General features: G+C 65.0%; 21 protein-coding genes. 11 read left to right on the forward strand and 10 right to left on the reverse strand.

Features of this window, described 5'->3' with window-relative positions:
- Positions 1–429: 429 nt before the first annotated feature.
- Both AC0L2L_RS13390 and AC0L2L_RS13395 read right to left on the reverse strand, forming a co-directional pair.
- Positions 430–1,590: a patatin-like phospholipase family protein gene (locus AC0L2L_RS13390; RefSeq protein WP_473578982.1), complete on the reverse strand. Its 1,161-nt coding sequence runs from the start codon at positions 1,588–1,590 to the stop codon at positions 430–432.
- Positions 1,583–2,371 (reverse strand): acetoacetate decarboxylase, encoded by a 789-nt coding sequence (locus AC0L2L_RS13395; RefSeq protein ID WP_473578984.1) that lies wholly within the window; start codon positions 2,369–2,371, stop codon positions 1,583–1,585. The genes AC0L2L_RS13390 and AC0L2L_RS13395 overlap by 8 nt, the downstream gene beginning before the upstream one ends.
- 226 nt (positions 2,372–2,597) lie before the next feature.
- Here AC0L2L_RS13395 and AC0L2L_RS13400 point away from each other — a divergent pair, with 226 nt between their 5' ends.
- From AC0L2L_RS13400 to AC0L2L_RS13425, 6 genes are all read left to right on the forward strand, one after another.
- Positions 2,598–3,386: a 3-hydroxybutyrate dehydrogenase gene (locus AC0L2L_RS13400; protein WP_473578986.1), complete on the forward strand. Its 789-nt coding sequence runs from the start codon at positions 2,598–2,600 to the stop codon at positions 3,384–3,386.
- A 180-nt stretch (positions 3,387–3,566) separates the two neighbouring features.
- Positions 3,567–4,385: a chromate resistance protein ChrB domain-containing protein gene (locus tag AC0L2L_RS13405; RefSeq protein ID WP_473578987.1), complete on the forward strand. Its 819-nt coding sequence runs from the start codon at positions 3,567–3,569 to the stop codon at positions 4,383–4,385.
- Positions 4,382–5,770, forward strand: a complete 1,389-nt coding sequence (chrA, locus tag AC0L2L_RS13410) for a chromate efflux transporter (protein WP_473578989.1) — start codon at positions 4,382–4,384, stop codon at positions 5,768–5,770. The genes AC0L2L_RS13405 and chrA overlap by 4 nt, the downstream gene beginning before the upstream one ends.
- A 251-nt stretch (positions 5,771–6,021) precedes the next feature.
- Positions 6,022–6,231 (forward strand): hypothetical protein, encoded by a 210-nt coding sequence (locus tag AC0L2L_RS13415; RefSeq protein WP_473578990.1) that lies wholly within the window; start codon positions 6,022–6,024, stop codon positions 6,229–6,231.
- 16 nt (positions 6,232–6,247) lie between these two features.
- Positions 6,248–6,820 carry a sigma-70 family RNA polymerase sigma factor gene (locus AC0L2L_RS13420; RefSeq protein WP_473578992.1) on the forward strand — a complete coding sequence of 191 codons (573 nt, stop codon included), beginning with the start codon at positions 6,248–6,250 and terminating at the stop codon, positions 6,818–6,820.
- A complete protein-coding gene (locus AC0L2L_RS13425; RefSeq protein WP_473578994.1) occupies positions 6,807–7,712 on the forward strand; it encodes an anti-sigma factor family protein in 906 nt (301 codons plus the stop codon). Before AC0L2L_RS13420 ends, AC0L2L_RS13425 begins: the two co-directional genes overlap by 14 nt.
- Before the next feature lies 1 nt (position 7,713).
- Here the strand turns inward: AC0L2L_RS13425 and AC0L2L_RS13430 are convergent, their stop codons facing one another.
- Positions 7,714–8,817 carry an ROK family transcriptional regulator gene (locus tag AC0L2L_RS13430; protein WP_245273491.1) on the reverse strand — a complete coding sequence of 368 codons (1,104 nt, stop codon included), beginning with the start codon at positions 8,815–8,817 and terminating at the stop codon, positions 7,714–7,716.
- A 41-nt stretch (positions 8,818–8,858) separates the two neighbouring features.
- Positions 8,859–9,509, reverse strand: coding sequence for an SGNH/GDSL hydrolase family protein (locus AC0L2L_RS13435; protein WP_473578997.1), 651 nt, complete (start codon positions 9,507–9,509; stop codon positions 8,859–8,861).
- Between the two features lie 444 nt (positions 9,510–9,953).
- On the opposite strand from AC0L2L_RS13435, the gene AC0L2L_RS13440 reads away from it, so the two are divergent.
- From AC0L2L_RS13440 to AC0L2L_RS13460, 5 genes are all read left to right on the forward strand, one after another.
- The gene (locus tag AC0L2L_RS13440) at positions 9,954–10,979 is read left to right on the forward strand and encodes a substrate-binding domain-containing protein (RefSeq protein ID WP_473579210.1); all 1,026 of its coding nucleotides are present in this window, start codon (positions 9,954–9,956) and stop codon (positions 10,977–10,979) included.
- 72 nt (positions 10,980–11,051) lie between these two features.
- Positions 11,052–12,578 (forward strand): sugar ABC transporter ATP-binding protein, encoded by a 1,527-nt coding sequence (locus tag AC0L2L_RS13445; protein ID WP_473578998.1) that lies wholly within the window; start codon positions 11,052–11,054, stop codon positions 12,576–12,578.
- The gene (locus AC0L2L_RS13450; protein WP_473578999.1) at positions 12,565–13,527 is read left to right on the forward strand and encodes an ABC transporter permease; all 963 of its coding nucleotides are present in this window, start codon (positions 12,565–12,567) and stop codon (positions 13,525–13,527) included. Before AC0L2L_RS13445 ends, AC0L2L_RS13450 begins: the two co-directional genes overlap by 14 nt.
- Before the next feature lie 27 nt (positions 13,528–13,554).
- Entirely contained in the window at positions 13,555–14,481 is a 927-nt protein-coding gene (locus AC0L2L_RS13455) for an ABC transporter permease (protein WP_473579211.1), read from the forward strand.
- 57 nt (positions 14,482–14,538) lie between these two features.
- Positions 14,539–15,219 (forward strand): SGNH/GDSL hydrolase family protein, encoded by a 681-nt coding sequence (locus tag AC0L2L_RS13460; RefSeq protein ID WP_473579001.1) that lies wholly within the window; start codon positions 14,539–14,541, stop codon positions 15,217–15,219.
- 155 nt (positions 15,220–15,374) lie between these two features.
- On the opposite strand, the gene dhaL is transcribed toward AC0L2L_RS13460, so the two are convergent.
- From dhaL to oiaX, 6 genes are all read right to left on the reverse strand, one after another.
- Positions 15,375–15,986 carry a dihydroxyacetone kinase subunit DhaL gene (dhaL, locus tag AC0L2L_RS13465; RefSeq protein ID WP_473579003.1) on the reverse strand — a complete coding sequence of 204 codons (612 nt, stop codon included), beginning with the start codon at positions 15,984–15,986 and terminating at the stop codon, positions 15,375–15,377.
- 5 nt (positions 15,987–15,991) lie between these two features.
- On the reverse strand, positions 15,992–16,999 hold the full coding sequence (locus AC0L2L_RS13470) for a dihydroxyacetone kinase subunit DhaK (protein ID WP_473579004.1): 1,008 nt from the start codon (positions 16,997–16,999) through the stop codon (positions 15,992–15,994).
- Between the two features lie 112 nt (positions 17,000–17,111).
- Positions 17,112–17,567, reverse strand: a complete 456-nt coding sequence (derI, locus tag AC0L2L_RS13475; RefSeq protein WP_473579006.1) for a D-erythrulose-4-phosphate isomerase — start codon at positions 17,565–17,567, stop codon at positions 17,112–17,114.
- A gap of 10 nt (positions 17,568–17,577) precedes the next feature.
- Complete coding sequence (locus AC0L2L_RS13480; RefSeq protein WP_473579008.1) at positions 17,578–18,345, reverse strand: triose-phosphate isomerase; 768 nt, start codon at positions 18,343–18,345, stop codon at positions 17,578–17,580.
- A 49-nt stretch (positions 18,346–18,394) separates the two neighbouring features.
- On the reverse strand, positions 18,395–19,726 hold the full coding sequence (locus AC0L2L_RS13485) for a four-carbon acid sugar kinase family protein (protein WP_473579010.1): 1,332 nt from the start codon (positions 19,724–19,726) through the stop codon (positions 18,395–18,397).
- 2 nt (positions 19,727–19,728) lie between these two features.
- The gene (gene oiaX, locus AC0L2L_RS13490; protein ID WP_473579012.1) at positions 19,729–20,979 is read right to left on the reverse strand and encodes a 3-oxo-isoapionate-4-phosphate decarboxylase OiaX; all 1,251 of its coding nucleotides are present in this window, start codon (positions 20,977–20,979) and stop codon (positions 19,729–19,731) included.
- Positions 20,980–21,102: the final 123 nt, after the last annotated feature.

Here is a 21,102-nt window from a genome sequence, read left to right on the forward strand (position 1 = left end):
GAAGGCAGCGCCGGTGATCGGCGCTGCCTTTTTCTTTGGGCAAAGCCAATTGTTCGGGACACAAGTCTCAAGGGATGTATTTGTGTTGACGGAGGCGCATCGGAGATAGCCGAAGCACCTATCGCGTCGTCATCCTATGGCGGAGCAAGGAGCGAAGCGACGCAGCGCAGACCATAGGATCCATTCCGTTACCTACAGGCGTCACGGCGGTTCAGAACGACCTCTATTCTGCGCCGCCTTTACCCTTCGCGCGAGGTCACGGAATGGATCCTCGGGTCTCCGCGACGCCGCTTTGCGGCTGCTCCGCCCGTGGATGACGACGCGAGGGAGGGTCTCGACAATCTCGGACGTCGATCCGCGCGATCGAACGACAGGATTATCGCTCCCAACAAATATGATACCGGTGAAGAGACCGCGTCGCAGGGCCGGTTACGTCGGGTCTTCGCGATGCAGGTCGTGAATGGCGACGCCCTCGACATTGGTCGGCAGCATCAGCCACTTCTTGTGGCGCAATGTGCGCTCGGTGTCCTCCAGGCCCATTTCCCAATGCTCGCGCATCGAGGTGCCCGAGAACTCATAGTCCTTGGCGTGGCCTTCATAGCCTTTGTGCTGATAGATCAGGTGGACGATGTTGACGACGCCGGCGTCGGAATAGTCGGCGATCAGCTCGCTCTCGCCGTCCTTGAGCTGTTCCGGCGGCACGCGTTTCAGCGCGTCGAGCAGTTTCATCTTCAGCGCATGGATGCGCTCGAAATTGTCGGTGTTCTGGCGCGTGCGGCTCGAATACATGATGTCCTTGTGGCGCGACAGCACGTCGGCCATGCCGCGCGGCAGCACGCCGCGGGCGCTGAACAGGTCGACCTGGAACACCAGCGAGGAGCGGTCCTCTTCCTGGTCGAGCAGATATTGCAGTGGCGTGTTGGAGACGATGCCGCCGTCCCAGTAATACTCGCCCTCGATGCGGATCGAGGGGAAGGCCGGCGGCAGCGCGCCGCTCGCCATGATGTGCTCGGGCCCGATGCGCACCTTGTCGGTGTCGAAATAGACGAAGTTGCCGGTCCTGACATTGACCGCGCCGACGCTCAGCCGCTTCCTGCCGTCGTTGAGCACGTCGAAGTCGATCAGGCTCTCCAGCGTGTCCTTGAGCTCGGCGGTGTCGTAGAAGCTGGTGGCGCCTTCCGCTCCCGCCAGCTGGAACCAGGGGTTGGGACTGCGCGGCTTGAAGAAGCCGGGCTGGCCCATCGTCATCGTCATCAATGACGAGGTCTGGTTGCGGATATCGCGGTAGATGTCGCCTTCGGGCGTATAGGCCCAGATCTTGCGGCCCGAGATCGTCTGCCAGAACTGTTCGAGCCGCTGCAGGCGGCGGCTCGGCTCGTTGCCGGCGATGATCGAGGCGTTGATGGCGCCGATTGAGACGCCGGAGAGCCAGGTCGGCTCGCAGCCGGCATCGGCAAGCGCCTGATAGACCCCTGCCTGATAGGCGCCGAGCGCGCCGCCGCCCTGGAAAACCAGAGCGATGCGGTCATATTGCGCCGTGATCTCGGCGATGGTGGCGGCAGCTGCGTTGCTGCGGTTACGCTCAAGCACCGGCTTTCTCCAACTGGGTCGCACCGGCGGCGGATCGGCTGTGGCCGGCGAGGTAATCATGCACGACTTCGCCCAGGCCCAGCGTCAGATCGGCGGTGAAGTGGACGGCCGAGACGATGTCGAGCACAGGCAGCTTCGCCACATCGGCCATGACATGTGGGCGAAGGTCGAGTGCGGCGGGCGCCGTCCAGGCTTCCTTCAGCGTGATGTCGGTGAGGTAGTAGCGAACCAGCTCACAGATGCGCGGCGTGCCATCGACATGCGGGATGATCTTGATGAGGAAATTGGGCGCGGCGAGCGAGGCCAGCACCTGGTTATGATCGGCCTCGCGGTGCTTGTAGCCCATCGTGCCGGTGGCGCACAGAACGCTGCCATAGTGCAGCGTGCCCACCACCACCTCGCCTTCATGCACGATCTTGGGGCTGGCGAGCTTCTTCGGGAACCCCCAGAGCTCGCGGCCGCCGGCGATCGGCGCGTCGTCGTCGAGATACATGGAATGGACATAGCCGCCATGCTGGCCCTTGTAGCGCACCGGGATGACCTGGCCGGTTTCGGTGTAGTCGCCGAAGCCGGTCGAATCCGGCATGCGGATGAACTCGTACTTGACCAGCGGCTCGTCGATCTCGAGCGGCGCCGGCACGACCGCTTCCAGTGCCTCGCGCGTGGTGCGGTAGGTGATGATGACGTATTCGCGGTCGAAGAAACGATATGGACCTGGCGGGAAAGACGGATTGGTGAGCGGCATCGCATAGGCGCGCTTCACGACGTCGGCGATTTCCATGGCTGTTCACCCATAGGTTCAGGAATGACACTCGCGAGACGCGCAGGAAGAGTATGTTGCACGGCACCATGACAGTGCCATGTCATGGTTCTTGAGCGCCAGCTTCGTGAATCGAGAACAGCATCACAACATTGTAATCGCAACGACATACGGCCATGGCATTGTCATGCTGCGGCGCACAAACTATGTGCCCTAGGTCCCCTCCCAACCTCTTGTGAGATCTCCCATGGGTTTCCTGTCTTCGAAGAATGCGCTCGTCACCGGCTCGACCAGCGGCATCGGCCTTGCAATCGTCCGCGCCTTTGCGGCGGAAGGCGCCAACGTCACCATCAACGGCCTGGGCGACGCCGCGGCGATCGAGCAGGAGCGGGCCGGCATCGAGAAGGATTTCGGCGTCAAGTGCCGCTACTCTGGCGCCAACATGATGGACGGCGCCGCCGTCACCGCCATGATCCACGAGGCCGAGGAAGCGTTCGGCAGCCTCGACATCCTGGTCAACAATGCCGGCATCCAGCATGTCGCTCCGATCGAGGAGTTTCCCGACGATAAATGGGAAGCCATCATCCGCATCAACCTTTTGGCCGCCTTCTATGCCATAAAGGCGGTGGTGCCCGGCATGAAGAGCCGCAAATGGGGCCGCATCATCAACACGGCTTCCGCGCATGCCCTGGTCGCCTCGCCGTTCAAGTCGGCCTATGTCTCGGCCAAGCACGGCATTGCCGGCCTGACCAAGACGGTGGCGCTGGAACTGGCGCAGGATGGGATCACCGTGAACGCGATCGCTCCCGGCTATGTCTGGACGCCGCTGGTCGAGAAGCAGATCCCCGACACGATGAAGGCGCGCGGCATGACCGAGGAACAGGTCAAGCACGACGTGCTGCTGGCGGCGCAGCCGACCAAGGAGTTCGTCACCGTGGAGGAGCTTGCCGCACTTGCGCTGTTCCTGTGCTCGGACGCCGCCAGGCAGATGACCGGCACGACCCTGCCGATGGATGGCGGCTGGACCGCGCAGTAAGGGCAAATGTCGTTTCAGGGAAAGGGCGGGGCGGAGTTCCCGTCTCCCCAGGCCATTTGAATTCTTGACAATCGTAGGGGAGCGTTCCAGCATCGTGGCCAAGGGGTTCCCCGCGACGACCCCGTGAGGCGTCAGCCCAACGATCGCGTCCAAACTCTCTTTTTTCAGGAGGTGGACGCCATGCCGTCAACTACCGCAATTACCGTTCCGCAGCTTTCCCGTCTCGTCGGCCTGCCGGATGCGCCGGTCCTCATCGATGTGCGCATCGACGAGGATTATGAAGCCGATCCGCGGCTGCTACCGGCGTCATGCCGGCGCGATTTCAGAACCGTCTCGACCTGGGCGGCCGAGTTCTCCGGGGCAAAAGTCGTGGTCATCTGCCAGAGGGGACAGAAGCTCTCCCAAGGCGTTGCCGCGTGGCTGCGCCATGAAGGCATCCCTGCGGAGTCGCTGGAGGGCGGCTTCGAGGCGTGGGCCGGCGCCAAGGCGCCGTTGGTCGCGGCCGGCGCGATCCCGCCGCGCGACGAGAAGGGCCGCACCGTATGGGTCACGCGTTCCCGGCCGAAGGTCGACCGTATCGCCTGTCCCTGGCTGATCCGCCGCTTCGTCGATCCCGATGCGGTGTTCCTGTTCGTCGATCCGGCCGAGGTGCCTCTGGTGGCTGATCGCTTCGCCGCGGTTCCCTTCGACATCGAAGGCGTGTTCTGGAGCCATCGTGGCGATCGCTGCAGTTTCGACACGATGATCGAGGAATTCGGCCTGCGCGTCGATGCGCTCGATCGCCTGGCGCTGATCGTGCGGGGGGCCGATACGGCACGCCTCGACCTCGTGCCGCAGGCGGCCGGGTTCCTCGCCGCCTCGCTCGGCCTGTCGCGCATGTTCCGCGACGATCTCGAGCAACTCGAAGCCGGCATGCTGCTCTACGACGCCTTCTTCCGCTGGTGCCGCGACGCGGCGGAAGAGACGCACAACTGGCCCGTCGCAGGCAAGGCGCAATGACCGCGCTCGCCAAGGACGGCGCCGCGCCGCCGGTCGAGGCCCCGGCCATGCCGAGCTTCCGCGAGGCGACGCGGCTTTGGGCCAGGATCGGCGTGCTGTCCTTCGGCGGGCCGGCCGGGCAGATCGCGCTGATGCACAAGGAACTGGTCGAGGAGCGCCGCTGGATTGGCGAGGAGCGCTTCCTGCACGCGCTCAACTACTGCATGCTCCTGCCCGGTCCCGAGGCGCAGCAGCTTGCCATCTATGTCGGCTGGCTGCTGCACCGGACGGCGGGCGGCCTCGTCGCCGGCATCCTGTTCGTGCTGCCCGGCGCGTTGGTCATGCTGGGCTTGAGCAGCTTCTACATGCTCTACAATGACGCGCCGGTCGTCGAGGCGCTGTTCTTCGGCGTCAAGGCGGCGGTGCTGGCCGTCGTCGTCGAGGCGGTGATCCGCATCGGCAAGCGGGCGCTGAAGAACCGTGCCATGGTGGCGATCGCGGTGGCGGCCTTCCTGGCTATCTATGTCGCCAGGCTGCCGTTCCCGCTGATCGTGCTTGCGGCAGGTTTCATCGGCTGGATCGGCAACCGTTTTGCACCAGGCCTGTTTTCCGGCTCGGCGAATGGCAAGGGCAGCGCCACCGCCGACAGGATAGGCGTGGTCGACCTGATGTTCGAACGCGGCGAGCTCGGCCACACCGTGCCGAGGCGATGGCATGCGGCCCGTACCATCGCCATCTGGCTGCCGCTCTGGCTCGGGCCGGTGGCGCTGATCGCCGTGCTGGCGGGGCCGGGCAGCGTGTGGGCGCAGATTGGCGGCTTCTTCAGCCTGATGGCCGTCGTCACATTCGGCGGCGCCTATGCGGTTCTGGCCTATGTCGCGCAGGCGGCGGTCACCTCGTTCGGCTGGCTGTCACCGGGCCAGATGGTGGACGGGCTCGGGCTTGCAGAGACGACGCCCGGGCCGCTGATCCTGGTGTTGCAATTCGTCGGCTTCGCTGCCGCCTATCGCCATGCCGGGGCGATCAGCCCGTTGCTTGCGGGGTCGCTCGGGTCGGCGCTGACGCTCTGGGCTACCTTCGCGCCTTGCTTCTTCTGGATATTCCTCGGCGCGCCCTACATCGAGCAATTGCGCCAGAACAAGGCGCTGTCGGCGGCGCTCGGCGCGATCACAGCGGCGGTGGTCGGCGTGATCATGAACCTCGCGCTGTGGTTCGCGCTGCATGTCGTCTTCGGCCAGGTCGGAAAAGTCGGCTGGGGCGTGGAGGTTCCAGTCCTGTCCTCGCTCGACTGGCGCGCCGCGCTGCTGTCGGCGGCGGCGATGGTCGCCATGTTCAGGTTGAAACTCGGCATGCTGCCGACGCTGGCAGGATCGGCGCTGGCGGGGCTCGCATTGCTGGCGCTGTGAGGTCGCCCGACAAGCCCGTTGCATCAGCGTGAGCGAAAAAAGCCGATCGCCGGGAATAAACGGCGGAGTCCGCTGGTCTCCAAGGCATGCGCCACGTGTACGCGCAACAGCAGGAGACCACCATGGAACGGCATGAAGACAAAAGCGCAAGGGCCGACGAGGGCGAAAGGCTCAGCCGCCGTCGTCCTTTGGTGCGTTGCAGCTGGGCGCACCTGTTCTGGGTGATACCGCCCCGTCGCCGATCCTGATCCGTGCCGATCGCAACAATCGAGATCCACGACCATGACGGCGAGCATCTCGTTGCAGCCAGCGATGCGCGGTCCTGTTCCGAGGCGCCGTTCTCTTCCAATGTGCTTGACTCCGGTGACACCAATGCCTTCTCCTCCCTCGAAGCAGGCGCCATCGCCTGCGGTCGCGATCGTCACCCGCACGAGCAGGGACAGATCATCGCCTCCCGCTGAGGGCGGCGGCAGACCCATGGCGGGAGCGCCCGACGGCGGAACGGTGTTGAGCGAAAAAATGCTGGCCGCGCGTTTTGCCGAAGTGGTGCTGCCGCATCTTGGCGATGCGCTGTCGCTCGCCCGCTGGCTGACCGGCAATCAAGCCGACGCCGAGGATGTGGTGCAGGAGGCCTGCCTCAAGGCGCATGCGGGCATTGCCGGGTTCGCTGGGGGAAACCCCCGCGCGTGGCTGCTCACCATCGTGCGCAACGCCTCCTATACGTGGATGGCGCGCAACCGTCCGCGCAGCGTGGTGGCCGTCGGCGACCTCGCCGATCTCGATGACGTGTCGCCGCCGCCCGACAATGACGCTGACAGCCCGGAGGCGGCGCTGATCGCCAAGGCGAATTCGGCGGCGGTGGAAGCGGCGATCGCAAGACTGCCGCAGGCGTTCCGCGAAACGCTTGTGCTGCGCGATATAAATGGTCTCAGCTATCGCGAGATCGCCGCCATGCTCGGTGTGCCGCAAGGCACTGTGATGTCGCGGCTGGCACGGGCCCGCGGCCTCTTGATGACGGAACTTGGAGGGCGCCACCATGAGCCCGCATGAAAATGGATTGCCGGAAGACCCGCAGGATATGAAGCTGATGATCCACGCCCTTGTCGATGGCGAGCTCGATGCCGCGGCCGCCCTGGCGGTCGAGCGCCGCATGGCCGCCGATCCTGATCTTGCCGCCGAGCATGCGCGGCTGGTGGCGCTGCGCGGCGCTGTCGCCAACGTGCCGCGCCCGACCGTCAGCGACGATTTCCTGGCGCGCATCGCGGCCATCGCCGAGGTTAAAGGCGCCGAGGAAGCTGCCCAACCCACGGCCGCCAAGGCAGAGCCGTCCGCGCAGCAACGGCAGCAAGGCAAGGTCGTCGAGATGCGGCCGCGCGCTTCGGCACGCCGGTTCAACTCCTTCGACTGGCGCCAGATGGCGGCCTCGATCGTGCTGACGGCGTTTCTCGCCAGCGGCGCGACGCAATGGCTGACGACAGCGGACAATGGGTCCGACAGCTTCGCGGTCGCCGTCGCCAACGGCCATCGCCGCAGCCTGCTCGCGGCGACGCCGGTCGACATCGTCTCGTCCGACCGCCATACGGTGAAGCCGTGGCTCGACGGCCGCATCGGCGTCTCGCCGGCGGCGCCAGACATGGCCAAGGACGGCTACGCGCTGCTTGGCGGGCGCGTCGAGGTCATCGGCGACAGGCCGGTGCCGGCGCTGGTCTATCGCCATCATGAGCATCTGATCACGCTGGTGGCCGCACCCCGGCAGAACGAGGCCAAATCGGTGCCGGTGGCGGATGATCTGTCGGCGGGCGGCTTCCTTTTGGTCCACTGGACCGACGACGCCTTTTCCTACTGGGCGATCTCGGATGCCGAACGTCCCGCGCTCGACGATTTCGTCGCCCGCTTCCGGGCCGCCGTCATCGCCAATCCGGCGGCCGGCAGCCCGGGGTGAATTACTCCACCATGAACCTCGAGCTGAACGGAAGGCTTGCGGCTCCGACAGCCTTGGGCGAACGCTCGATGTTGCCGGCAATGGCGGTTGTGCCAGGCATGGCCTGCTCCAGCTCCCGGCAAATCGCCTTGCAGACCGCCTGCGGCGCATAAGAGGACAGGACGACCGAAGCCACCGGAACGAATGGCTTCAATGCCGCTATCGACGACTTCATCTGCTCCAGCAGGTCGCGTTGCCATGCGATCTCGGCGTCACCGAACGAAGGCCAGTCCGCGCCCCGCTCCCACAGTTCGGAGGGGGAATTGCCTTTTTTCCGGATCTCCTCCTCCAGGCGCAGGATGCCGACGTCAAAGCTCACCGCGGCAGTGGTGTTGTAGATCTGATGGTTGAGGACCAGGCGGCTGTGCAGGCGCGCGCCGAGATAGAAGAAAAGGTAGTCCGAAAGATGCTTTGCGACGCCGAACATGCTTTCGCCGCCGGCTGCAGCGGTGATGTCGTTCTGGACGTAGACGGGATAGCCGATCTCCCTCTCGACTTCCTCCTGCAGGGCGTCGAACCGCTCGCGGGCCGCTTTCGGCGTCAGCTCGAGTTCCGCTTCGTCGCCGGGCAAGGCAAGACCGATACCGGCAATGCGTGAGTGGAGGTGCTGAGGCAGATTGGCGATGGCCTTGGCGACAGCGCTCATGAACTGCGGATGGTTGGTGTCCTGCGCGGCCGTAGAGAACGGCAGCACCGTGCGAGAGCGGATCGAGCCGACAAAGTCGACGAGCACGACCTCCACCTGCCGGTGGCCGACGCTGATGCCGACGGAATAGGCGCCTTCAGGATTGAGCGAAATGGGCACGGTCGGCGGCCCGACACGGCCACGCTGGGCCTCGCCCTTGGCGATCAGCCCTTCCTGCTCGAGCGAGCGCACGATAACGGACACCGTCTGGGCCGACAGGCCGGTCCGCGCACCGATCTCGAGGCGGGTGATGTCCTTGCTCTGGAGCAGCAGCGACAGCACCAGGCGCTCATTGTAGCCGCGCACGCTGACGGCGTTGAGGCCGCTGGCGCGGTCCGCGATGCGCAGCGGATTGGGAGGCGCAAAGCGCATGTCAGGCATGGTGCGTCCTTCCGCGACCGGTCGCGGGGGTTATGCCGCGGTCACTTCTCATCCGGCCACCCGATCGCTTCGACCTCGCGGGCCAGCGCGCTGCCCAGCAGCGCATGCGCTCGCCCGTTGATGTGGAACCCGTCCAGCGGGTCGCAGGTGACAACCGAACCCGCGTCGAAGAAATGCACTTCGAGCGAATCGGCGATGATCTCGAATTCGAGCGCCAGTTGGCGCGACTTCTCCGGCGCCCCGGCGAAGATCGACCGCCATTCCTTGATGTCGTCCAGCATCGGCGGCGGCGAAACGATCATGATCTCGGGCACGCTGCCGCCCGGACCGGGTTTCAGCTCCTTGATGTCGTAGACAAGGCAGCCCATGGCCATGGCGACTTCCGAGGCCGGCTGGTTGAAGCGAGCCTTGAGATCGTTGGTGCCCAGCATGATGATGACGAGATCGAGAACGGCATGGCTCTGCAGGCAGGGCCTGAGATATGTGCGCCCGTTCTTGTGGGCTCCCTCGATCGGATCATCGCGCACCGTCGTGCGGCCGCTCAGGCCTTCCTCGATGACATGCCAGCCCGCGCCCAGCTCCCTTGCCATGACGCCGGGCCAGCGTTCAGCCGGACCGTAGCGCTCAAGCGGCGTGCCGCCTGGTATTTGCCCATGCGTGTTGGAGTCGCCGTAGCACAAGACCGATCGCATGCTCCTCCCCGATCCAGCCAAGGTTCTGATTTGCAGAGGTTTATCGGACGAGTGTCGCTCGTCCGCCAAATGCGCAACCCTGCCATCTGGCGGAAAGGTAGCGCAAGCCGCAAAGATAATCCATCACTCTGAATAATTATTGACAGCCGGTCGGATCGATGCTTGAAAAGAGCCTGGGAGGAATGCCCCGAACCATTTGCGCCGACCGTCTGCCATGATCCATGGCGGCGACACTGGACCTGTGTCTCCGGCGGCCGTGCGCGCGGGTTGAGCAATAAGCTGAAGCAATGCCGGGATCGTCCGGCAGGTGCGGCGTTTGGCCATGGCCGACCGCCGATGGGGAAGTCGTGACCCTGGCATCCAGGGTCCGTGGAGCTTGAGAAGGAGGATGGCTCAGTGAGACGGATTATCAAATCAATCGCAGCGGCAGTGATCGCGACCACGATGTGGTGCGCTCCCTCGTTCGCCGACGAGGTATCGCTGCTTGACGGGGTTACCGCCCGCGTGGGCGACAACCCGACGGTCGAGGCGGGGAAGTTCAAGAAGGATTCGCCCTGGGTCATCGGCATGAGCCATTTCGGCGTCAACGCGAACACCTGGACGGTGCAGGTCGCGCATGAGGCCGAGGCGGCTGCCGCCAAGGACAAGCGCATCAGCAAGTTCATCCTGCTCGATGCCGGCTTCGACCAGAAGAAGCAGGTCGCCGACATCGAGGACCTGATCGCCCAGAAGGTCGACGCCATCATCGTCCAGCCGGTCACCTCCACTTCGGCGGACGCCAGCATCGCCAAGGCGGTCGCGGCCGGAATCCCGGTCATCGTGCATACCGGGCGTATCGAATCCGACGCCTTCACGACCGAAATCCAGGGCGGCGCCGAGCATTTCGGCAAGGTGATGGGCGACTTCCTGGTCAAGGAACTCGGCGGCAAGGGCAATATCTGGGTGCTGCGCGGGCTTGCCGGCCACCCGGAGGACACCAACCGCTACAATGGCTTGCTGCAGGCGCTGAAGGGCACCGACGTCAAGATCATCGCCGAGGAGCATGGCGACTGGCAGTATGACAAGGCCAAGAAGCTCTGCGAGACGCTTTACCTCAACAACCCCGAGGTCGATGGCATCTGGTCTTCCGGCGCCGATATGACGCGTGCCTGTGTCGACGTCTTCAAGCAGTTCGGCGCCAAGATCCCGCCGATCACCGGCGAGGGCAACAACGGCTTCTTCGGCCAGTGGATCGCCGACGGTTTCAAGTCGATCTCGGCGGAATACAGCCCGGCGCAGGGCGCCGCCGGCATCCGTGCCGCCGTGGCCCTGCTCGAAGGCAAGGAGTTGAAGAAGCACTACGACTACAACCCGCCCGGCTGGGATCTCGAGAAGGTCAAGAAATACTATCGCGACGATCTCTCGGCCAATGTCTGGTGGCCGTCGGATCTGCCCGAAGACAAGCTCAAGGAGTTCTACGCCAAGAAGTAAAGTGGTCGTGGCGCGGGCGGCGGCGATGTTGCCTGCGCCACGGAATTCCCTGAATGCAGCGGTGCTTGTTTCGTGAAAACCCTTGTCGAAATGTCCGATATCCGGAAGGCGTTCGCCGGCACGGCGGCGCTGAAGGGTGTCTCGATCGCGCTCCAATCCGGCTCCGTCCATGCGCTGATGGGCGAGAACGGCGCCGGCAAATCGACGCTGATGAAGATACTCGCCGGCGTCCACCAGCCGGATGGCGGCGCCATCCTGCGCGACGGGCGCAAGGTCGCCTTTCACAGGCCGAAGGATGCGTTGGAGGCCGGCATCTCGACAGTGTTCCAGGAGCTGTCGCTGCTGCCCAACCTGACGATCGCCGAAAACATGTTTCTCGGCCGAGAACCGACCACCGTTCTTGGCGGGGTCGACCATCGGCGGATGCGGCGCGAGGCGAGCAAGGCGCTTGCCGAACTCGGTCTTACGCTCGATCCCGGCACGCTCGTTGCGAGGCTCAGCATCGCCGAACGGCAATTCGTCGAGATCGCGCACGGCATCATGACCGACGCCAGCGTGTTCATCCTCGACGAACCGACAGCGGCGCTGAATGCCGCCGATGTCGAAGTTCTGAACCGCCACATCCGCAGGCTGAAGGACGAGGGCAAGGCGGTGGTCTACATTTCGCACCGCATGGACGAGATCTTCGCCATCTGCGACACCGTCACGGTTCTCAAGGATGGCGAACTCGTCGGCACCAGGCCGGTCGCCGAGATGACGCCGGCGGCGTTGATCGCGATGATGGTCGGCCGCGAGCTCACCGATCTCTTCCCGCAACGCGGCGATGCCCCCGGCCCCGCTATGCTTGCGGTCGAGGATTTCCGCGTCACCGAGCGCTCCAGCCCGTTCTCGCTGTCGCTCGGCCGCGGCGAGATCGTTGCGCTGGCCGGACTGGAAGGGCAGGGCCAGCAACGCTTCGTGCGCTCGCTGGTCGGCCAATACCAGCCCTTCGCCGGCCGTGTGACGATCAAGGGCAAGTCGCTGCCGTTGCCGGTGTCGCCCGGCGGCGGGGTGCGCCGGCTGCAGGCGATGGGTGTCGGCTTCGTGCCGGAGGATCGCAAGGAGGACGGGCTTTTCCTCGGCCTTTCCGTTGCGCACAACATCGCCGCGGCACTCCATTCGAAACGGTCGGAACTGGCGCTGGCAGCTGGTTATCAACAACGGATCGCCGACACGATGTCGAGCCTTGCCGTGAAAGCCAGCGGTCCCGGCGCTGCCGTCGGCACGCTGTCCGGCGGCAACCAGCAGAAGGTGCTGCTCGGCCGCTACCTCGCCGCCGACATCGACATCCTGCTCGTCGAGGAGCCGACTCGCGGCGTCGATATCGGCGCAAAGTCCGAAATCTACCGGCTGTTGCGCGACTTTGCGCGGAAGGGCGGCGCGGTGCTGGTGCTGTCGCGCGAGACGGTCGAGCTGATCGGACTCTGCGACCGCATCTGCGTCGTCCACAACGACACGATCGTGAAGGAAATGCCGGCGGCCGACGCCACGGAGCACAACATTCTCGACGCGGCGCTCAGCGCCAACGGGACGGCGAGGACCATCAATGACAGCCATTAGCAGACGCCTGACAGGCGCGAGAGGATCCAGACAGGGCATGTGGTTGCTGCCCTTGCTGATTGCCCTGGCGATCGCGCTCTGGCTAAGCCTCCAGACGAAGCAGTTCCTCTATGGGGAAAACCTGCTCAACCTGGTGCCGCAGGCGATGCCGCTCGTCATCACGGCGGTCGGCCAGATGTTCGTCATCCTGCTCGGCGGCCTCGATCTTTCGGTTGGCTCGATGATCAGCTTCACGACGGCAGTGCTCGCGCTCGGCGGACCCGCCTGGGTGCTGATCCCGGCCGTGTTCGTGCTAGCCGGGCTGGTCGGTTTCACCAACGGCTTCATCATCACCCGCTTCAACGTGCATCCGATCATCGCGACGCTATCGATGCAGTACATTTTGCTCGGCATCACGCGGGTGCTGCGGCCGGTTTCGGGCGGCACGGTGCCGGATATCGTCATCAGCGCCGTCGCCGGCTCCTTCCTCGGCGTGCCGATGCCGGTGTTCTGGGGGATCTTCACTCTCGCGGTCGCCTGGAAGCTTGTCTACGGCTCGCGCTTCGGGCTGCATCTTTTCGCGATCGGCGGCGGCATGTCGTCCGGCGTGGAGGATGCGGCGCACAATTTCGGCATCGCCGACCGGCGCAACATCGTGCTTGCCTATGTGATCTGCGCCTGCTTCGCCGCCCTTGCCGGCATCTTCCTCGCCGGGCGCATCGTCTCGGGCGACCCGAATGTTGGTCTGCTCTTCGAACTCGACGCGATCACCGCCGTCGCCATCGGCGGCACCCAGCTTTCCGGCGGCATCGGCAGCCTGCACGGGACCGTCATCGGCGCCCTCGTCATGGCACTGCTCGCCAACGGCATGAACCTGACGAACGTGTCGCCGTTCATCCAGACCACCATCAAGGGCGCGATCCTGCTCCTGGTGGTTGCCTTGCAATCGCGCAAGAAAATGGGGTTGTAAGTGGCCGCTGCGCTCGCCAACCCCGTCATGCGCCGCCTGCTGCGCATCCCGCCGGCCTACTACGTTTTTGCCGTGCTGCTGCTGATTCTGTGGGTCGCGCGGCCGAACATGCTCAATCTCAACATCATGGGCATATTCGTGCGGCAGATCGTGCCGCTCGGCATATTGGTGCTCGGCCAGCTTCTGGTGATGCGGGTGCGAAGCATCGACCTGTCGGGCGGCGGGGTCATCCTGCTCATCAATTACACCATCTCGTCCGGTGTCTTTCCCGGTGCCTCGATGATTTTCTTCATTGTCCTGGCGCTGGCCACCGGCCTCGCCGTCGGCCTCTTCAACGGCCTGATGGTCGGGGTCAGGCGGGCCTCGGCCGTCATCGTCACGCTCGCGGTCGGCATCGTGCTGGTCGGGTTCGTGCAATATTTGTCGAGCGGCAAGCCGCCTGGCGATGTGCCCGGCATGTTCGGCGATATCTACAACACGAAGCTCGGCCCGGTGCCCACGCCCGTGATCTTCTGGGTGGTGGTTTCGGCAGCGCTGTCGCTGTTCCTGTCCCGAACGGTCTTCGGCCGCTACGTGACGTCGGTCGGCGAGAACGTGCAGGCGGCGCATTTCTCCGGCGTCCCGGTCGCCCGCACCGTGGTGCTTGCACACACGCTGGCGGGCCTGCTCGCGGGTGTTGCGGCGCTGGTCCAGACGGCCTCGATCGCCGTCGGCAGCGTCAGGGTCGGTCTCGACCTGCCGATCCTGGCGGTCGCAGCAACTATCCTTGGCGGTGTCGTTTTCGGCCGCGGGGAAGGCGGCGTCTGGGGACCGTTCTTCGGCGTGCTCTCGTTCGCACTGCTGTTCGTCGTGATGACGACCTTCGGCGTGGACGAGCCCGGCAAGCTGATTGCGCAGGGGCTCATCATCCTGCTCGCCGCAATCTTCTACGGCGTCAGGAGCAGGTCGAGCTGAGAGTGGGCAAGTTCGGAACGGCCAATAGTCAATCGCGTACGGAAATGGATTGGAGACATGAGCAAAAGATCGATTTTGTGTTTTGGAGATTCGCTGACCTGGGGCTGGATTCCGGTCATCGAGGGATCGCCGACGCATCGCTATGCCTACCAGGACCGCTGGACGGGTGTGATGGCCTCGCATCTTGGCGACGGCTACCATGTGATCGAGGAAGGTTTGAGCGCCCGCACCACCAGCCTCGACGACCCCAACGATCCGCGCCTCAACGGCAGCGCCTACCTGCCCTCGGCCATCGCCAGCCACCTGCCGCTCGACTTGGTCATCGTGATGCTCGGCACCAACGACACCAAGTCGTTCTTCCGCCGCACGCCCTACGAGATCGCCAACGGCATGGCCAAGCTCGTCGGCCAGATACTCACCAGCGCCGGTGGTGTCGGCACTCCCTATCCGGCCCCGCAGGCGTTGGTGATCGCGCCGCCGCCCCTGACCCCGATGCCGCATCCCTTCTTTCAGGGCATGTTCGCTGGCGGCCATGAGAAGACTGCTGCGCTCGCGGCTGAATATCGCGCCATGGCCGACTTCACGAAGGTCGATTTCCTCAATGCCGGGGATTTCATCACCACCGACGGCTGCGACGGCATCCACTTCACCGCGCAGAACAATCGCGACCTCGGCAAGGCGATAGCGGCCAAGGTCCAGGAGATCTTCGCGCGCCAACCCGATCGCAGGGTTGCCTGAGGGTTCGAGTTTTGCCGCGCATCGGCCCCTCCAGACCGATGCGCCGATTGCGGGACCGGCGCGGCACCGTCGGCCCGCAACTTTTTCACCGGCTTGCTGGAAGACGTGGCGATCCCGACAGGAATCGAACCTGTGACCTACAGATTAGGAATTTGTCAGACGGCCTTTCCCATCGCATTGCAGATTTCTTCGACCAGCATTGCGGCCGAAACCGAGCCCGGGTCGGGATGGCCCAACGAACGCTCGCCGAGACGCGCGGCGCGGCCGATGGTTGCGATCATGCCGCGCGTCGCTTCCGCGCCCTGGCGGGCAGCGGCGGCTATGGCGTCGGCATCCTGGCCATCGGCTGCCGCGTCCGCGGCCGGAGCCCAGGCGTCGAGCATCGTCTTCTGGCCGGGTTCCGCCTTGCCGCGCTGGGCGATGCCGTCGCGCATTGCCGCAATAACGGTCCGCAACTCGCTGCGCGGCATCGATCCGCTCGGACCCGCAGCCTTGCCGGCGCGCAGAAGGGCGGTCGCGTAGAGTGGTCCGGAGGAGGCGCCGACTGCGTTGAGAAAGCCTTTGGCGGCGGCATTGAACACATCCTGCAGCGTGCCATCGGCGGTTTGAGCCGCATCGGCCGCGGCCTTCATGCCTTGCTCCATGGCGATACCGTGATCGGCGTCCCCGATCACCCCGTCAAGCGCGCAGAGCCTGTCGCGCTCGGTGGCCATCCGCGCGGAGAAGGCTCGAAAAAGGGCTTTCAAATCCCCGGTCGTGAACTCCATTGCGCTCAGCTCCGGAACATGGCGCAGTCGCACGGATGGTCGATCATACGCTGCAGTTCGTCATCGAGATGCATGATGGTGATCGAGGCGCCGGCCATGTCGAGCGACGTGCAATAAGGACCGACCAGAGTCATGTGGACGACCAGCTCCGCAGCCTTCAGGCGCTCCGCAATCCGGGCATTCAGGATGTAGAGTTCCATCAGCGGCGTCGCGCCGAGCGAGTTGACCAGCACCGCGACACGATCGCCGGCCGGCGCCTTCATTTCCGCCAGGATCGCGTCCATGATCTCGTCGGCGACATCGTTGGCCGAACGCAATGGCCCGCGCCGCACGCCCGGCTCGCCATGGATGCCCATGCCGATCTCCATCTCGCCGACGGGGAGATCGAAGCTCGGACGCCGCGTCTGCGGCAGGGAACAGGACGAGAGCGCCACCCCCATGGTGAAGGTGCGGTCGTTGGCGTGACGGGCGATCCGCTCCACCTCCCCCAGCGGCATCATCATGTCGGCGGCAGCCCCCGCGGCCTTGAAGATGAACACGTTGCCGGCCACGCCGCGGCGCTTTTGCCGCTGGTCGCGCGGCGCCGACGCGATGTCGTCGGTGGTCAGCACCGTGCGCGCCTCGACGCCTTCCATCTCCAAAAGCTCGGCGGCCATGTCGAAGTTCATCACATCGCCGGCATAGTTGCCGTACATGAACAGAACGCCGGCGCCGCCGCTCGCGGCCATCGCCGCGTCGACCGCCGGCTGCGGCGGGGGCGAGGCGAAGACGTTGCCGATCGCGGCGGCATCCGCCAGGCCCTTGCCGACATAGCCGAGGAACGTCGGCTCATGGCCTGAACCGCCGCCAATTACCAAAGCCACCTTGCCGGTCCGCGGACCATGCCTGGCGACGATCGCACGCGGCGCGTTGTCCGGGCGCCAAAGATGCTCGGGATGCGCGGCCAGGATGCCGGCCAGCATTTCGTCGACCGCCGCATTGCCGTCATTGATCAGCTTCTGCGTCAGGCTCATTCGCATCTCCCCTGCATGGTCTTCGACCGCAAGACTAGAGCGTTTCGCGGCTGCGTGGAATCGCTCTTATTCTGGTCCAGCCAAGGTCGAGAAGCGGGAAGTATCGAAGGCTCTAGCGGGCGTTGTACTTGGCGTCGACTTGATCGATGGCGGCGACGTTGCCCGCAGACCGCCCGTCCGGATCAAATGTCTCCTTGAGGAAGGCATCGGCGATCGCCTTCGCCAGCTCGGGCCCGATCACTCGCGCGCCCATGGTGATGATCTGGGCATTGTTCGACAGCGCGGCGCGCTCGGCGGAGTAGGTGTCGTGCGTGAGCGCCGCGCGGATGCCCGGCACCTTGTTGGCCGAGATGCACACGCCGATCCCCGTGCCGCAGATCAGAATGGCGCGGTCATACTTGCCGGCCAGCACATCGCTGGCGACCCGGTCGGACAGATTGGCGTAGAACGGATCGGGGCCGGCTTCGGTGCGCGACACTTCCGACACCTCGTGCCTGTCCTTCAAATGATCGGCCAGAACCCTGGCCAGGCCTTCGCCGGCACTGTCTCCTGCAACCGCGAGCTTCATGAACGTCTCCTCATAGTTTGGCGACGCATCTGGACAGGATGTCGAGGTAGCCCTCCACCTGCCAGGCGGCGCGTCCGATGAACAACCCGTCGATATGCGGGCATGCGATGAGTTCGGCGCAATTGTCCTGGTTGACCGAACCGCCATAGAGGCAAGGAACGCGAAGACCGAGCACGTCCTGGGCGGCAGCGATGATCTCCGCCTGGCGGGCGTCGGCGTAGTCCGAGGTTGCCGGAATGCCGTTGACGCCGATCGCCCAGACCGGCTCGTAGGCGAGCAGGATCGGCGCGCGCCGCTGCGCGGCGCCAAGTTTGGAAAGCGCGCCGCGCACCTGCCGGTCGAGAACGTCGCGGGCGAGGCCGGCTTCGCGCTCGGCCAGCGTCTCGCCGATGCAGATCAAGGGGACCAGGCCGTGGCGCAAGGCGGCCTCCGTCTTGAGGCCCACGGTTTCGTCGGTTTCGCCGAAATGCTCGCGGCGTTCGGAATGGCCAAGCTCGACGATATCCAGATCGCAATCCTTCAGCATCACCGGCGAAATCTCGCCGGTCCAGGCGCCGTCGTCGGCCCAATGCATGGTCTGGGCTCCGACCTTGACGGATGTATCCTTCAGCATCGCCTTGACCTCTCGCGCCGCCGTGAAGGGCGGGATGACGAAGCGCTGGATGCGCGGGTCGCCTTCCGGGTCAGCGAGCAGCCCGCTGGCGAAGGCGCGCGCCTCCGCCAGCGTCTTGTTCATCTTCCAGCTCGTGCCGATCCAGACTTGAGGTGTCTGTGTCATCGATCAGTCTCCCGGCGAACCGAATGCGGATGAGTTCGGCATGGTGCTATCAACCGCCAAAGCCGTCACGGATGGTCGAGAAATAGCGATCGGTGCCGACCTGCCCGCCCTTCAGCGCCATCTCCAGCCCGTCGATCGCCTCTATGCTCGAATGGGCGACACAAAGCGGCGAGCCGGGCGATGCGGGCAGCGGCATTCTGACCGTCAGCGCGTCGACGCCCAGCTGGCCGAGCGCGTGGCTGGACGTGTCGCCGCCGGCGATGACCACACGCTTCAACTCCTGCTCCACGGTCAGTGCGCGCAGCAGTTCGCCCAAGCCGCGGCCGAGCTTGTGGCGGGCGCCTTCCTGGCGATCGATCTCGGCGCCGCGATCGGCGGCGGGGCCAAGCGCCGTGTAAAGGATCACGCTGCGCCCGGCTTCGAGGCTGGCGTTGCCGGCTGCCGCCGCGCGTGCGATGGCCTCGTCGGAACGCTCAGAGACCAGATCGACGGGATCGACCTCGATGCCGTCGAAGCCGTCGGTCATCGCATGGCGGATCTGCCGCTCCGTTGTCGGCGAGCAACTGCCCGACACCACCGCGATGCGGTCGGCTGCCCCCGGCGGCGGGAAGCTGCCCTCGCTGCCCGGAGCGGTATCGCCTGCCCATTCGGAAAGCAGCGCATATTCGATGCCGGAGGAACCGACGACGAAGTGCCCGCCCGGCTTTCGGGTGCGCCATATTTCCTTGCCGGCAAGCGCCTGCGTCTCGCAGCTGTCGACATCGACAAGCACGATGCTGCTGTCTCCGAGAAGGCGGTCCATGGCGTCCGATCGGGATGGCGATTGCAGCGTTGCCAGGTCGAGCAGTCCCGTGGTCAGTTTCGTTTGGCGTGACAGATGCACGAGCAAGTCGGATTCATCCATCGGCGTCGCCGGGTGGCGGCTCATCACCGGGTGGCGGTCGATGCGGTAGTATCTGTCGCGATAGGCAGCGAAGAGATGGCCGAATGCGGTGTAGCGCTTGAGCTGCGGCGCGCCGACCACCAGCGGCACGCAGTCCTGTGCGAACACCGCGCGGCCGATCTCGATCGCCCGGCCGATGCTGCCGATCGTCGGGCTGGAATCGAAGGTCGAGCAGACCTTGTAGTGGCAAATCTCAGCGCGAAGCGACTTCAACCAAGTGAAAGCCGCTTCGAGATGCTTGTCCATCCATCGCGGGGACTCGCTGCGGCTGGTGCCGGCGAGCCCGACGGCACGGCAATGCGCGAAGCGGCCCATCAATCCGACATCCGGCTTGCGCATGAAAAGCACTGTCGGCACGCCGCCGAGTTCCAGCGCTTCCATGACGTCGGTCGAGCCGGTGAGATCGTCTCCATAATAGCTGAGGAGCAGGTTCTGCATGCTCAGGCCGCCATGCCGTCGGCGAACTTCTCGATCGAGCGCGCCAGCTCGACATGCCCCTTGGCGAAGTCCTCGAGCGGGATACCCTCGACCGCCGCCTGCCAAGCCTGTTGCACGGCGTGCACGCCGGCGCCCGGCCCGTCCGGGTGGCTGACGATGCCGCCGCCGCAGAGATAGAGGAGGTCGACCGTCCGGCCCGTGCGTTCGTATGTCTCGGGCGCCTGTCCGCCCCACTGGCCGGAGCCGGCTACCGGCAGGGCGCAATCGTCAGGCGAAAACAAAGGCGTCGTCACCGCCTCGAAAGAGCGGATGAAGGAGTCGTCCGGTTCCCAGTATTTCGAGGCGATGCCGTTGATCTGGAACTGGTCGACGCCGAGCAGCCGCCAGAACTGCTGCCAGACCCTGAAATCCATGCCGAGACCGGGATGGCGGGTGAGGATGTCCCAGCCGTTGCGATGCGCGTGCAGCACCAGGCCGGAGCGCTTTCTGAGGTAAGCCATGCCACCGAAGCCGATGGAGTTGATGTTGATGACCGCGCAATTGCCGCCGGCTTCAAGCACCAGATCGTGGTTGCGCATCATCTCGTCGGGATCGGCGTGCGAGATACCGAAGGCATACATTACCTTCTTGCCGGTTTTCTGCTCATGGTCGAGGATCAGCGGCATGATCGCCTTCACCCGCTCCGATAGCGGCGAATAGGCCGGGCTCATCAGCTTCTCGTCGTCCTTGATGAAGTCGACGCCGGCCTCGATCAGCTCGCCCACCATCCCGGCCGTCTCATGTGGCCGCAACCCCAGCGCCGGCTTGACGATGGTGCCGATGATCGGGCGACCCTCGACGCCGGTCAGCCTGCGGCTGCCGGCGACGCCGAATTGCGGGCCGGGATGGACGCCCTTGAATTCCTCCGGCAGCTTCATGTCGATGACGCGGATGCCGGACAGCCCCCTGATCGAATAGGTGCCGCCGATCGCAATCGTCATCAGGGCCGCGAGATCGGTGCCGATCGCGTCGAACGGAAAAGCGAGGTCGACATCGGCGCGCTTGAAGGGACCGCCGCCGGCTTCGGGTATCGAAGGTTGCGCCGCGTCCGGCAAAGGCCGGATCGCCAGCACGCGCGCTGCCACCCGTGCCTTCAGCTCCTCGGTCTCGCCGGGCAATGCGACGAAGGTGCCGGTCGACTGGTCGCTGGCGATCTTGGCCGCCAGCGCCTCGATGCTCCCCGGGGTCTCGATGCGATAGGTGAGGGTGATCATGGCCGGCCAGACTCAGTCGAAAGTCAGGAAAAGAATTCCCTGCGCTCGAAATCTGGTATAATGAGTACATAAGCATTGCAAGCAATATCCTGCCCGGCGAGGCGTCATGCGATAGGCGGCGGG

The organism is Mesorhizobium sp. WSM4832 (assembly GCF_055811115.1).

Coding starts and splice junctions, on each gene's coding strand:
- AC0L2L_RS13405 (WP_473578987.1), top strand. CDS start 3,567: ATGCCGTCAACTACCGCAATTACCGTTCCGCAGCTTTCCCGTCTCGTC.
- AC0L2L_RS13455 (WP_473579211.1), top strand. CDS start 13,555: ATGCGCCGCCTGCTGCGCATCCCGCCGGCCTACTACGTTTTTGCCGTG.
- derI (WP_473579006.1), bottom strand. CDS start 17,567: ATGAAGCTCGCGGTTGCAGGAGACAGTGCCGGCGAAGGCCTGGCCAGG.
- chrA (WP_473578989.1), top strand. CDS start 4,382: ATGACCGCGCTCGCCAAGGACGGCGCCGCGCCGCCGGTCGAGGCCCCG.
- AC0L2L_RS13470 (WP_473579004.1), bottom strand. CDS start 16,999: ATGAGCCTGACGCAGAAGCTGATCAATGACGGCAATGCGGCGGTCGAC.
- AC0L2L_RS13460 (WP_473579001.1), top strand. CDS start 14,539: ATGAGCAAAAGATCGATTTTGTGTTTTGGAGATTCGCTGACCTGGGGC.
- dhaL (WP_473579003.1), bottom strand. CDS start 15,986: ATGGAGTTCACGACCGGGGATTTGAAAGCCCTTTTTCGAGCCTTCTCC.
- AC0L2L_RS13485 (WP_473579010.1), bottom strand. CDS start 19,726: ATGCAGAACCTGCTCCTCAGCTATTATGGAGACGATCTCACCGGCTCG.
- AC0L2L_RS13435 (WP_473578997.1), bottom strand. CDS start 9,509: ATGCGATCGGTCTTGTGCTACGGCGACTCCAACACGCATGGGCAAATA.
- AC0L2L_RS13450 (WP_473578999.1), top strand. CDS start 12,565: ATGACAGCCATTAGCAGACGCCTGACAGGCGCGAGAGGATCCAGACAG.
- oiaX (WP_473579012.1), bottom strand. CDS start 20,979: ATGATCACCCTCACCTATCGCATCGAGACCCCGGGGAGCATCGAGGCG.
- AC0L2L_RS13440 (WP_473579210.1), top strand. CDS start 9,954: ATGTGGTGCGCTCCCTCGTTCGCCGACGAGGTATCGCTGCTTGACGGG.
- AC0L2L_RS13425 (WP_473578994.1), top strand. CDS start 6,807: ATGAGCCCGCATGAAAATGGATTGCCGGAAGACCCGCAGGATATGAAG.
- AC0L2L_RS13400 (WP_473578986.1), top strand. CDS start 2,598: ATGGGTTTCCTGTCTTCGAAGAATGCGCTCGTCACCGGCTCGACCAGC.
- AC0L2L_RS13420 (WP_473578992.1), top strand. CDS start 6,248: ATGGCGGGAGCGCCCGACGGCGGAACGGTGTTGAGCGAAAAAATGCTG.
- AC0L2L_RS13430 (WP_245273491.1), bottom strand. CDS start 8,817: ATGCCTGACATGCGCTTTGCGCCTCCCAATCCGCTGCGCATCGCGGAC.
- AC0L2L_RS13480 (WP_473579008.1), bottom strand. CDS start 18,345: ATGACACAGACACCTCAAGTCTGGATCGGCACGAGCTGGAAGATGAAC.
- AC0L2L_RS13395 (WP_473578984.1), bottom strand. CDS start 2,371: ATGGAAATCGCCGACGTCGTGAAGCGCGCCTATGCGATGCCGCTCACC.